Annotated in this window: 9 protein-coding genes; 1 reads left to right on the top strand and 8 read right to left on the bottom strand. The window is 74.3% G+C overall.

The genetic code is table 11. The features are described from left to right. The first annotated feature begins 92 nt into the window (after positions 1-92). Positions 93-1,466: an LCP family protein gene (locus JOL79_RS18150; protein WP_230984996.1), complete on the top strand. Its 1,374-nt coding sequence runs from the start codon at positions 93-95 to the stop codon at positions 1,464-1,466. Between the two features lie 58 nt (positions 1,467-1,524). Here JOL79_RS18150 and JOL79_RS18145 read toward each other — a convergent pair whose 3' ends face one another. The 8 genes from JOL79_RS18145 to xynA all read right to left on the bottom strand — a co-directional run bounded on the left by JOL79_RS18145 (position 1,525) and on the right by xynA (position 12,285). Next, positions 1,525-2,520, bottom strand: a complete 996-nt coding sequence (locus tag JOL79_RS18145; protein ID WP_210157018.1) for an enolase C-terminal domain-like protein — start codon at positions 2,518-2,520, stop codon at positions 1,525-1,527. 98 nt (positions 2,521-2,618) lie between these two features. After that, positions 2,619-4,010, bottom strand: coding sequence for an MFS transporter (locus JOL79_RS18140; protein ID WP_307848590.1), 1,392 nt, complete (start codon positions 4,008-4,010; stop codon positions 2,619-2,621). Further along, on the bottom strand, positions 4,007-5,392 hold the full coding sequence (locus JOL79_RS18135) for a vWA domain-containing protein (RefSeq protein ID WP_230984995.1): 1,386 nt from the start codon (positions 5,390-5,392) through the stop codon (positions 4,007-4,009). The genes JOL79_RS18140 and JOL79_RS18135 overlap by 4 nt, the downstream gene beginning before the upstream one ends. 4 nt (positions 5,393-5,396) lie before the next feature. Then, the gene (locus tag JOL79_RS18130; RefSeq protein WP_210157152.1) at positions 5,397-7,541 is read right to left on the bottom strand and encodes a DUF5682 family protein; all 2,145 of its coding nucleotides are present in this window, start codon (positions 7,539-7,541) and stop codon (positions 5,397-5,399) included. Between the two features lie 106 nt (positions 7,542-7,647). Beyond that, complete coding sequence (locus JOL79_RS18125; protein ID WP_210157151.1) at positions 7,648-8,664, bottom strand: ATP-binding protein; 1,017 nt, start codon at positions 8,662-8,664, stop codon at positions 7,648-7,650. 50 nt (positions 8,665-8,714) lie between these two features. Next, complete coding sequence (locus tag JOL79_RS18120; protein WP_210157017.1) at positions 8,715-10,067, bottom strand: DUF5691 domain-containing protein; 1,353 nt, start codon at positions 10,065-10,067, stop codon at positions 8,715-8,717. Further along, on the bottom strand, positions 10,064-11,008 hold the full coding sequence (locus JOL79_RS18115) for an SWIM zinc finger family protein (protein WP_210157016.1): 945 nt from the start codon (positions 11,006-11,008) through the stop codon (positions 10,064-10,066). Before JOL79_RS18115 ends, JOL79_RS18120 begins: the two co-directional genes overlap by 4 nt. A gap of 167 nt (positions 11,009-11,175) precedes the next feature. Then, a complete protein-coding gene (gene xynA, locus JOL79_RS18110) occupies positions 11,176-12,285 on the bottom strand; it encodes an endo-1,4-beta-xylanase XynA (protein WP_210157015.1) in 1,110 nt (369 codons plus the stop codon). Between the last annotated feature and the right edge of the window lie 453 nt (positions 12,286-12,738).

Raw genomic sequence — 12,738 nt, 5'->3', positions numbered from 1 at the left:
GAGGCCGCGCGGGGGTCAAGCGACGGCATGAACACGCCCGGCTCGGCCCAGGCGCCGGTCTTCCCCGGACGTGGACCGCTTCAATGTCCACCATGGACACCCCTGGTGCGTCGAGGCGGATGGCGGCGGCGCTGCTCGGCTGGGTGGCGCTCTCGGTGGTGCTCCCGGGCGCCGCGCACCTGCGCGCCGGATGGCGGCGCACGGGGATCACCCTGCTCTGCTGCCACCTGACCGTCCTCGTCTGCGTGGCCGGCGTGCTCGCGGGCGCCGACGCGGGGCTGGCGGCGCGCGCGCTCAACTGGCTCGCCCAGATGAGCCTCGTCGCGGGTGTCTGCGCCGCCGCGTGGTTCTGCCTGGTCGTCCACTCGTTCATGGTGTTGCGTCCGGGACGGCTGCGCCCGTCCGCGCAGATCGTCACCGGCGCCCTCGCCGGAGTCCTCGCGGTGACGGTCGCGGCGCCGTTCGCCATCACGGCGCGCTACCTCACGGTGTCGCGGCGGACCATCGACTCGGTCTTCTCCAGCCAGGAGGGCGCCGGACGGCCAGGCGACCCGTGGGGCGGGCGCCGCCGGGTCAACGTCCTGCTCCTCGGCGGCGACTGGGACGAGGGCCGCGTCGGCATCAGGACCGACAGCGTCAACGTCGCCAGCGTGGACGTCGAGACCGGCGACACCGTGCTGCTCGGCCTGCCCCGTAACCTGGAGCACATCCTCTTCCCGCCGGGCAGCCCGATGGCCCTGCGCTTCCCGTACGGGTTCCAGCTGCCCGAGTCGAAGCCCGGCTGGCGCGAGGACCTGCTCTACTCCGTCTGGCAGTACGCCGACGACCACCCCGAACTGTTCGGCGGCCGCCACCACATGGGCGCCGAGACGCTGAAGCAGACGGTCGGCCACATCCTGGGCCTGCGGATCGACTGGTACGCCCTGGTCAACATCTGGGGCTTCGCCAAGATCATCGACGCGCTCGGCGGGCTGGTCCTGACCGTCGACCGGGACATCGTCTTCGGCAGGTACGACGAGGGCGTGGTGCGGGCCGGGACCCGGCGGCTCAGCGGCACGGAGGCGCTGTGGTACGCCCGCTCACGCACCGGCAGCGACGACTTCAACCGGATGCGCCGCCAGCGGTGCGTGTTCGGCGCTCTGCTCCAGCAGGCCGACCCGGCGACCGTGCTGAGCCGTTTCACGCAGCTCGCGGCGGTCGCCCGCAGGATCGTCAGGACCGACATCCCCCGGCCCATGCTGGAACACCTGGTGCCGCTGGCGCTGCGGGCCAAGCACGCCAGGGTGACGAGCCTCCAGTTCGTCCCTCCGCTGATCAGCACGGTCTATCCCGACTGGGACCGGATCCGGCTGCTCACCGACCAGGCGATCAAGGACCCGGCGCCCCCCGCCCCGCGTCGCCATCAGGTCTCACCGGACCCCTCACCGGCCGTGGCCCCCATCGGCGAGGGCTGCGCCGCCGTGTAGGCCCCAGTGTGAGGCCCCGCTGTGAGAGTCCCGGTGTGAGGTCCTGCCGGATCGCCCCTCAGACGTGGAAGGACTGCCGGGCCATCCGGCGGACGCGGGACTCGTCGACAGTGTGGCCGAGGCCCGGCTGCGTGAGCGGCACGGCCACCACACCGCCGGACGCTCCGACGGGCGGCAGCACGACCTGGGCACTGCGCGGCGGCTCCGCGACGTCGCTGGGCAGGGTGCAGCCCGGCAGGCTCGCCACCGCCACGGTCGCGGCCCGGGCCAGCCCCGCGCCCAGGCCCCCGGCGCAGACGATGTCCCAGCCGGCCTCCGCCGCCCGGTCGTGCGCGAGCCGCACCGACGCCAGCGAGCCGAATCGGGAGGGACGCAGCAGCAGGGCGCGGCCCGCGTTGACGCCGATCGCCTCGTCGAGCTCGCCGAGGGAGCCGACCTCGACGGCGACCGGCGCCGACACCCGGTCCTGCAGGTCGGCGCTGGTCAGCAGGTCCTTGAACGGACGCTCGATGGCGGCCACCCCGTACGCGTCCAGCGCTTCGAGCTGCTCGATCTCCGTGTAGGCGCCGCGCCCGTCGACGGCGATGGCGAGCGCCGGGTAGGCGGCCCGGACGGCGCGCAGCGGCTCGACGTCCCAGCCGGGGTGGACGTCGAGGGTGACGTGGCCGTAGCCCGCGCAGACGTGCCGGTTCACCCGGGCGACCATGCTCTCCAGGGAGCGGTCGGCCGACAGCCGCACCGTGGCGGTCAGCGAGGTGCGGGTCCCGCCGAGCGCGTGCGCGAGCGGGACGCCGTTCATGCGGCCCCACAGGTCCCAGCAGGCCATGTCACCGGCCGTGCCGCCGGGGGCCACCCCCAGCTCGGACGGATGCTCCCAGTCGACGCCCACCAGGGCGGGCAGGGATCTCTCCAGCGGCCCCTGCCGGTCGGGCTCGACGGCCTCGCCCCAGCCGACCATGCCGCCGTAGTCCGTCACCTTGACCAGGACTGTCTCCGGACGCCTGCCGTACGGCAAGGTCATCCTGAAGACTTCGAGCTCCCGGACACGCGGCACTGGATCCCCCTCGGCTAGACCTCCATGGTGCCCGCTGCCGGGCGGTGGTCAAAACGCGGGGGCACTGCCCGGAGAGCGAGCCCCGGCGAAGCCGCGGGTCAGTCCCGTTCCGGCTCCGGTCTCACCCGGTCCGCGAGCGCGGTGCCCGTCGCGGCCATCACGACGAGCAGGCCGAAGCACACGAGGTAGGTCGCGGGAGTGCCGCGGAAGACGGCGTACAGCGCCCCCGTCAGCGCCACCGCGACGATCGACAGGGCCGATTCGCCGATGCTCATCGACGCGCTGGCGCGGCCCTGCTCTCCCGGCGCCGACAGCTCAAGGACCAGCACGGACAACGTGGGGAAGACCATCCCGATGCCGAGCCCCGCCGTCATCCAGCCGCCGAAGGCCACGGCCACCGGCACCTGCCGGAACACCGTAAGCGCCGTGATCGAGACCCCGAGGGCGATCAGCGCCGTGCCGAGGCGGAGCGTCCGCACCCGCGCGCCCGGCAGTCGCCCCTGGATCCACGAGCCGAACGACCACGCCACCGCGCCGCCGGTGAGGGCGAGACCGGCCTGGGCGGTGGACAGGCCGCGCTCCGCGGTGAGGGTCAGCGGCACGAACACCTCGGCCGCGAAGAACGATCCGGCGGCGAGCCCGCGCAGGGCGACGACGGCCGGCAGCCCACGGGCGGCCCGCAGCGCGCCGGACGGCAGCAGCCGGGGCAGCGACAGCGCGAGCGCGGCCAGCCCGGCCGCGGCCAGCGGGATCCCCGACTCGGGCGTGCCGCTGCCGTACTGCAGCAGCGCCGCGCCCAGGGCGGCCAGCACGCCCCACGCGAGACGGCGCGGGAAGCCGGGAGCCGTGGCGCCGGAGACTTCGCCGGCCGGGAGCTCTCCGGCTGGGCCGGCCGCGGGCTTCTCTCCGCCGGTGCGCAGCCCGCGCCGCATCACCAGCGCAGCGGGCACGGCCACGACGGCCACGCCCAGGAAGACCCAGCGCCAGCTCCACCGCTCCGCGACGATCCCGGTGAGGGCGGGTCCCACGATGGACGGCAGCACCCAGGCCGCCGCCAGCAGCGAGAACACGCGCGGGTGCAGCGGCGCCGGGTAGACCCTGGCCACGAGGACGTAGAGCGCGACGTTGAACAGGCCGCCGCCGAACCCCTGCAGGAAGCGGCCGGCGAGGAAGACCTCCATGCCCGGCGCGAGGCCGGAGACGGCCAGCCCGGCGATGAAGCCGCCCACACCGGCCCACAGGGCGGCCCCCGGGCCGCGCGCGTCGCTCCAGCGCCCGCCGACGAGGGTCGCGATGATGTTGGCGGCCAGGTTGCCGCTGAACGCCAGCGCGTACAGGTGGTAGCCGTGCAGCTCACGCCCGATGCGGGGCATCGCCGTGGCCACCGCCAGATATTCGAAGGCGACGAGCAGGGAGAGGGCCACGAACCCGGTGCTCACCGCGCGGTAGCGCGGAGCGAACACCCGGGGCCGCGTCATCACGGAGGTCACGTCGGCGACCCTACGGATCGGGGCCCGGACGCGGCCATCCGATAATGGTCGTAGGACCTGCGCTCGACGGCCGCCGCCATGAGATCGGGGAAGGCGTCCGGGGTGCACGCGAAGGCCGGGACCCCCAGGGCGGCCAGTGCCGCCGCGTTGTCGCCGTCGTACTGCGGCGTCCCCTCGTCGGACAGGGCGAGCAGCACGATCACCTGGACACCGGACGCCGTCATCTCGGCCACCCGGCGCAGCATCTCCTCGCGGACCCCGCCCTCGTACAGGTCGCTGATCAAGACGAAGATCGTGTCGGCCGGCCTGGTGATGAGCCCCTGGCAGTAGGCGACGGCGCGGTTGATGTCCGTCCCGCCGCCGAGCTGGGTGCCGAAGAGCACGTCGACCGGGTCGTCCAGCCGGCCGGTCAGATCGGCGACGGACGTGTCGAACACCACGAGCGACGTCCGCAGTGACCGCACGGACGCCAGCACCGCGCCGAAGACGCTCGCGTAGACAACCGACGCCGCCATCGACCCGCTCTGGTCGACGCACAGCACCACGTCCCGCTGGACGGCCTGCCGCCTGCGCCCGAAGCCGGCGAGCGTGGCCGGCACGACCGTGTTCCGCTCGGGCAGGTAGTTCTTCAGATTGGCCATGATGGTGCGATTCCAGTCGACGTCGGCGGCCCGGCGCGGCCGGCGGGTCCTGGCCGACCGGTCGAGGGCCCCGGTCACGGCCGTGAGGGTGCGCCGGGACAGGCGCGCCTCAAGCTCCGCCACGACCCTGCCCACCACCTCGCGCGCCGTCCGCCGCGCCCGCTCCGGCATCAGCCGGTTGAGCGAAAGGAGAGCGGCGGCGAGGTGGACGTCGGGCTCCACCGCCTCCAGCATCTCGGGTTCGAGGAGCAGCCTGGTCAGATCGAGCCGCTCGACCGCGTCCCGCTGCATCACCTGGACCACGGTCGACGGGAAGTACTCCCTGATGTCTCCCAGCCACCGGGCCACCCGGGGCGCGGACGTGCCGAGCCCGGCGCCGCGCTCGCCCGGCCCATCGTAGAGCGCCGCGAGCGCGGCGTCCATGCGGGCGTCCGCGCCGTCGAGCCCGCCGTCGAGCCCGCCGTCGAGCCCGCCCCCCGCCTGACCCGTCCCGGTGCCGGCCCCGGTGCCGGTCACCGTGCCGGCCGCAGCGCCGCCGAGCACCAGCCGCCACCGGCGCGACCGCTCGTCGCCGGCCGCCCCGCCCGGCGTGCCGTCACCGCCGTCGTGACGTCCCGCGCCGTCGTGTCCCGTACCGCCGTGGCCCATACCGTCGTGTCCCGCGCCGTCGCCGTGCCCCATGCCGCCGTGGCCCATACCGCCGTGGCCCATACCGCCGTGTCCCGTACCGCCGTGTTCCATACCGTCACCACCCGTCGCCCAGGATCCGCCGCACGGTCCGTACGGCTCCCGCCGCCAGCTCCTCGTCGCACTCCACCGGCTCCGCCGGAGCGGCGGCCCGGCCGGACCGGACCCGCTCGCCGATCATCCGGCGCTCGGCGGGCGCGAACGCCCCGAACGTACGCCGCAGCAGCGGCAGCACCTCGACGAACGCCTCCGGCGACAGGCCGGTCAGCCAGTCGTCCACGGTGGTAAGCAGGCGGGCGTCGTGGACCAGCAGCAGCCCGCCGCCGGACAGGAACCCCTCCATCCAGGCCGCGGCCCTGGCCGGCGGACCGCCGCGCGACATCGACCTGGCCATCCGGGCGGGCACGTCGTCCAGCCTCCCGGCGTCGAACAGAATGCGGGTGATCCGGCCGTCGACCAGCCCCGGGAGACCGTCTCGTCCGGCCACGGAGGCCAGGGCCGCCGGCCATCGCCGGTCGCCCAGCAGCCCGGCGGCGGTGTGCACCCCGTCGATGAGAGCCGTCATCTCACGTGCCGCCGCCTCGTCGAGGCCGGTGAGCGCGGGGCCCAGCCCGGCGCGGATCCGGGCGAGCAGCGACTCGGAGATCTCCCCCAGCCCATCGGTGCCGCGCACGTCGCCGTACCGCTGGGCCCTGACCAGCGCGGGCAGCGCGGCCATCAGGTGGCGCACCTCGGTGTCGAGGGCCGCGCGCTCCCTGATCTCGCGCAGCACCCCGGGCAGCGCCGCGGGGAGGTGCGCGACCAGGCAGCGCTCGACCAGCGCGGTGAGGTCGGCGAGGTGGGGCGAGGCGGACAGCTCGGCGACGCGCGCCGTGGCGGCAGTCTCGACGGTGATCCCCCACACCGCCGCCTCCATCAGGGCCAGGTCGAGCTCGGGGCGCCACTCCAGCGTCCACGACTCCCGGAACGTGCCCTTGCCGCGGACCGGCACCGGCGTTCCCCATGGCACGCCGAGCAGGTCGAGCCGGTGCAGCAGCCGGCTGCGGCCGAGGTCGAGCGGCTTGCGCAGGTCGAGGTCGGCCTGCCTGGCCTCCCCCTCGGGCTTCAGCCTGAGCCTGCGCTGCTCCTCCCGCAGGTCGCGCTGCAGGGGCACCATGGGGGTCGATCCTGGCACCCGGCCGAGCCGCTCCCCCACGACCATCCGGCGCTGGATCGTCTCGACCCTGAGCTCGTCGCCGTCGCAGAGAACGGCCCGGACGGCCTCGGTCACCTCCGACAGCCCGGCGAGCGGCCTGCCGCGCAGGACGGCCAGCGTCTCGGCCAGCCGTACGGCCTCGATCACGTGGGCGGACGAGACCGGCAGGTCCTGCTCGCGCAGGACGGCGGCGGCCCGGGTGAGCCAGCGCTCGACGGGCCGGTCGGCGGCGGCGAACAGGTGGTCGTACCAGCCGGGGGACGCCACCCCGGCCCCGTAGCCGCCGGCCGCCGCGAGCCGCCCGTGCGTCCAGGGCACCCACGTCGTCGCCACCCTGACCTTCGGCAGGCCCCGCAGCAGCCGCTCGTCGTCGTCGGCCGGCGGCAGGGGGCCGGCGAGCGCGGGAAGATGCCAGGCTCCGCAGACGACGGCGATGGTCCGGTGACCCTCCCGGGCCGCCCTCCGCACCGTCCTGCGCATGTGGGCCTCGCGCAGCGCCTCCACGCCCCGGGGCTCGTGGCCCTCCCGTACGGCGGTCATGGCCTCGGCGACCGCGTCGAGCGTCCCGGTCTCGCCGCGATGCTCGACGAGGTCCTCCCACCAGCGTTCCGGGTCGTCAAATCCGGCGGCCCCGGCCAGCTCGGCGATGGGATCACGGGTGGGCGGATCCGCCTGCAGCGCGAGGGTCGCCGCGGCGGGCAGGTCGCAGAAGCGGACCTCGATGCCCGCGCCCAGCGCGTACGCGATGGCCTGCCATTCCGGGGAAAAACGGGCGAACGGCCAGAAGGCGGCCCTCGACGGCTCACCGGGCACGTGGGCCAGCAGCGCGACCGGGGGCCGCATGTCCGGGTCGGCCGCGAGCCCGACGACGGCGTCAGCCTCGGGCGGGCCCTCCACGAGCACCAGATCCGGGCGGAGCCGTTCCAGCTCCGCCCGGACGGCCTTCGCCGAGCCCGGCCCGTGGTGGCGGATCCCGAGAACCGCGACGCGCGCCCGCCCGACGGTCAGCCGGCCCGCCCCCGAGAGAGCTCCTGCCGGGGCACCGTCAGAAGCACCGGCAGAACCACCGGCAGAGAGAGCGCCGGCAGTGGGGGTCGCGGCAGAGGGAACGCCGTCAGAGCGCGGCGTCACGGCAGGCCCGGTAGAAGTCGCGCCAGTCTTCGCGGTCGCGGATCACGGTCTCCAGGTACTCCTGCCAGACCACGCGGTCCGGCACGGGGTCCTGCACGACGGCGCCGAGGATGCCGCCCGCGACGTCCGCCGGGCGCAGCACCCCGTCGCCGAAGTGCGCGGCCAGCGCGACACCGTTCGTGACCACGGAGATGGCCTCGGCCGTGCTCATCGTGCCGCTCGGAGACTTGACCCTGGTCCTTCCGTCCGAGGTGACGCCCGAGCGCAGCTCGCGGAAGACCGTGACGACCCGCCGGATCTCCTCGATCCCGGCGACCCCCTCCGGCAGGTCGAGGGAGCGGCCGAGTTGCGCGACCCGCCTCGCCACGATCTCGACCTCCTCCTCCGGGGTCGACGGGACCGGGAGCACGACCGTGTTGAAGCGGCGGCGCAGCGCGCCCGACAGGTCGTTCACGCCCCGGTCGCGGTCGTTGGCGGTGGCGATGACGTTGAAGCCCCGGGCCGCCTGCACCTCCTCGCCCAGCTCCGGGATCGGCAGCGTCTTCTCCGACAGCACGGTGATCAGGGCGTCCTGCACGTCGGACGGCATCCGGGTCAGCTCCTCCACCCGGGCGAGCCGCCCCTCGGCCATGGCCCGCATGACCGGGCTCGGCGTCATGGCGGCCCGCGAGGGGCCCTCCGCCAGCAGGCGGGCGTAGTTCCACCCGTAGCGGACGGCCTCCTCCGGCGTGCCCGCGGTGCCCTGCACGAGCAGCGTCGAGTCGCCGCTGACGGCGGCGGCCAGATGCTCCGACAGCCAGGTCTTGGCCGTGCCAGGGACGCCGAGCAGCAGCAGCGCCCGGTCGGTGGCGAGGGTCGCCACCGCGACCTCCACGATCCGTCTCGGGCCGACGTACTTCGGCGTGATCCGGTCTCCGTCGCCCAGCACGTAGGTGGTCACCGCCCACGGCGACAGCCGCCACCCGGGCGGGCGCGGCCGGTCGTCGGTCTTGGCGAGCATCTCCAGCTCGTCCGCGTACTGGTCCTCCGCGTGCGGGCGCAGAACGGTGGTCACGACAGCTCCTTGATCATCTCGAAGCGGAAGCGCAGGGTCGCGGTCAGCTCGGGCACGCCCTCGGCCCGCGCGTACGCGGAGGGGTCGAGCCGCTCTCCGGCGAGGCGGATCAGCTCTCCGGCGTTCCAGGGCTGGGCCTCCACGGTCTCGGCGATCTTCTTCAGCACGGCGTCCGTCAGCCGCGGGCCCCAGGGCCGGGCCACCCCGCCCAGCATCATGATCATTTGCCCGTCGACCGGCTGCCTCCGCACCAGGTCGGCGGCCCGGTTCGACTGCTCCTCCGGAGGCAGCACGGCCAGCAGGTCGGTCAGCGGCTCGACCGCGAAGAGGGCGCGCGCCCACGCGGGGTCCCGCTGCAGGATGGCGGCCCTGATCCAGCCCATCCGCACCTCCCGCGCCCAGTCGCCGAGCGGGAGCCGCACGACGTCGCCGGCCGGCGACCCGAGGTGGGCGGCCCAGAAGGACAGCGGGGTGTGCGCGACGACCTGCTGGAGCCACCAGCCGCGCTGGGCCGTCCCGGCGGGCGGCCTGGCCCGCACGCCGTCGCGCTCCATCGTGCTGTCGCAGGCCTTCGGCGGCTCGGCCCGCAGCCCCCGGCCGTCCCGGCGGACCAGGCGGGCCGCCCGCCCGGTCATCCGCAGGGCCAGCCGCGACCCGGGCAGCCGGGTGAGCAGGTCGGCCGCCGCCTGGCGCACCTCGCGACGGCGGTCGTCGAGCGCCGCCTCCAGAAACGGCTCGTCGTCCATGCTCAGGCGGTCGGCGAGCAGCGCCACGAATGCCGCCCGGTCCTCCGGCGTCTCCGCACTCCAGCCGCCTTCGAGCAGCTCGCGCGCCGCGGCCGGGTCACGCGCGCGCGTCGCGGCCAGCCAGGCGCGCCGATCGCCGCTCGTGCCCAGCTCCCACACCTCGTCCGGGGGCAGGTGGGCCGGCTCGTCGAGGAGGTAGGACCAGGCGGGGTTGAGCCCGGCGAGCCAGCGGCCCCGCGTTCCTGTGACCGTCCCGAGGCAGGCGCGGATCGACCGGTCCCGCGCCCCGAGGTCGAGCAGGCCGGGGAGCATGCCGGCCGGGACCCGCACCCGCCGGGCGGCGGCCGTCTCCAGCCACTCGGTCAGCAGCCTGCTCTGCTCACCGGCGAGCATCCGGGCCAGCCGGTCCGCGGCGGCACCGGGCACGGGCGGCAGCGTCTCCGCCGCCGCCGGGGCCGGCGGCCTGCTCCGGCCCGGCCGCCGTCCCGCGCGCATCCGGACCACCTGCTCGGCGGCCTGCTCCAGCAGGCTCTCCGGTGGGACGGCGCGACGGTCGGCGCCCACCAGCGCGGTGGACACCAACTCCTCCCAGGAGGCCGTCATAACGGCGCCACCCGGCCCTCCTCGTCCCACGTGGCGAGGGGCCGCAGCCCACGGGGTGTCCATTCGGCGGCGACCGTCACCGGCCGTCCGCCGGAGACGGCCAGCAGCCGCCATGGGACGCCCGCGGACGGATGCAGCGGCAGCGCGTTCCCCTCGTCGTCCGCGATGCAGTCCGGGCAGGGGACGGCCCCGTCGAGCACCAGCGGCCAGGAGTCGGTCCAGGGATCTGCCGCGAGCACCTCCGCGATCAGCGCGGGGACCTGCGAGACCTTCGTCCCCGGGGGCGGTCCCGCGTCGACGAGGCCCCGCCGCTCGGCCACCAGGGCACGCAGTGGCGACGCCCCCGGATAGAAGGCCAGGTCGGCGTCGATCGTCGTGCCCGGCGGCGGAAAGGGCTCGATCGGCTGCCCGGCCGGCGAGAACGACAGCACCATCGCCAGGCGGCCCGTCGTGCGCCCTGCCAGCCACGCGCGCCGGGCGACCAGCCGGTCCTGCTCCTCGTCCCGGCGGCCGACGACATCCCAGTGGTCCCGCACCGCCGGGGTGGCCAGGACGGACTCCCTGGTCACGGGGAAGCCGACCCTCGCCCGCACGGTCCGCCGCAACGGCTCGGGCAGCGCGGCGGCGCGGCGATGGGCGACCGCGAGCAGATGGAGCAGCGCGTACTCCCCGAGAAGAAGGCCCGGCCACTCCTCTGCGGTGAGCACGCGCGAGAGCCGGGTGACCGTGCCGGCCACGCCCGGCGCCTGGGCGTCAACCAGCCGCCGGGCGAGGTCGTCCCAGTCCGCAGGACCCGTCTGCCGTGCCTGCGCGATGCCCTGCCCGACCTGGTCGGCCAGCCACCGCTCCAGCTCCGACAGGCCCGCGGCGACCCTGCGCTCCCGCTGCTCCGCGTGGGTGCGCCTGGCCGCCGCGTGTGCCCCGCCGCCCGCGCTGGTCATGCTGTCGGGAGCATCCGCCGACAAAGGCTCCCGGCTCCGCCGTTCCATCACGCGCCGCAGACTAGCCACGGCCTCCGACAATTGGCCTCGGAGTCGGCGGGGAACGCTCCGGTGCGGCGGGTTCCGCCGCACCGGAGCCCTCTCACCTGAGGGGAGGGTTCAGCGGATCAGCTGCGGGTCCACTTCTGGTTGTTGCCGCCCCAGCAGGAGTAGAGCTGGATCTGGGTGCCGTTGGCAGTCCCCTGTCCGGCGGCGTCCAGGCACAGCCCCGACTGGGAGCCGACGATCGTCCCATCGGAGTTGAGCCGCCACTTCTGGTTCTCGCCGCCCCAGCAGCTGTAGATCTGCACCTTGGCGCCGTTGCCGGTGCCTGCGGCGTCGAGGCACTTGTTGCCGTAGACGCGCAGCTCCTGGGCGGAGGTGTAGCTCCACTGCTGGTTGCTCTGACCGTTGCAGTCCCACAGCTGCACCTGGGTGCCGTCCGAGGTGCTCGCATTGGGCACGTCCAGGCATCGGCCGGAGGCGACGTTCTTGATCTGCCCGCCACCGCCGCTGGGAGGCGGCGTGGTGCTGCCGCCGTTGTCGCCGCCGGACGAGCCGATCGTGATGTTGGAGTTTCCGCTGCTCTGGTATCCCTCGGTGGCGAGGATCTGGTAGTCGTGGCTGCCCAGGTTCATGCCGTAACGGGCCCAGGCGTCGAAGTGGTTGCCGACGGTGATGCTTCCGCCGGTCCTCTTCTGCTGGCGGACGCTCCAGTACTGGTTGAAGGTCTGGTTGCCGTCGATGGAGGGGGCGTTGTAGCGGGTGGTCTCGTAGATGTCGTAGGTGCCGCCGTCGCTGGTGACGGTGCCCTTGTAGGTGCCGGTGGGGCGGTAGGTGCCCCAGTTGTCGACGATGTAGTACTCCACGAGGGGGTTTCTCGTCCACCCGTACAGGGACAGGTAGGCGTTGCCGGAGGGGTTGAAGCTCCCGGAGTAGTTCACGGTCCTGCGCCCGCCGGGCTTCCAGCCCTTGCCGGCGACGAAGTTGCCGGTGTTGCGCCATGAGGTGCTGTAGTTGCCGCCGGACCCCAGATCCATGGAGACCGTGCCCTGGCTGTCGGTCCAGAACGAGAAGAAGTAGCCGTTGTTGGTACCGGTCTGGTTGGTGGTGACGGCCGCGTGGGCGACGCCGGGCAGCATCGCCACGGCCGCGGCGAACACCACGGCGAGGACCCGGACGACGAACGACCGGGCACGGCCGCGCCTGCGGCCTTTCCAGTGGACAGGGGGGTTCATGGCGCGCTTCCTCCTCATGAGGGCTGGGGTCCGGGCAGCGCGGGCCCGCGGGCGACCGGAGTGACGGCCACCGCTGCCGGCACCGCCACGGCGAAAGTATCGGCGCTGCGGCGAAAGTATCGGACCGCCCCTTCGAACCGTCAATGACACTTGAAACGTTTCGCAGACCCGCTCTCGGCCCGCCATGTCACGAAAGCGAATATCCATGCTGTTCGACGGCCATCCTCATGCGATCGCCAGCACACCGGCCGAAACGGCCTCGCTGAAAGTTGCAGAGCTCACCGATCAACGCTCCGCGGGCAGGCGGACCTCCGGGGGCCGGCGTTCCCGCCGGCGGACGGGAATGTCGGTGCCGCCTGCCATGCTCCCGGCTGTGACGACGTGCGCGGAGAGGCCACCGGGCCCGGGTGCCCTCTCGCGGGCGCTATCGAGGGGAGGTGCGGTGCCGCGGAG

Origin of the sequence: Microbispora oryzae, from assembly GCF_017896165.1 — a bacterium.
Taxonomy (GTDB): domain Bacteria; phylum Actinomycetota; class Actinomycetes; order Streptosporangiales; family Streptosporangiaceae; genus Microbispora; species Microbispora oryzae.
The sequence above is the reverse complement of the archived record's forward strand: the minus strand, read 5'-3'. Positions and strand labels throughout refer to the sequence as shown.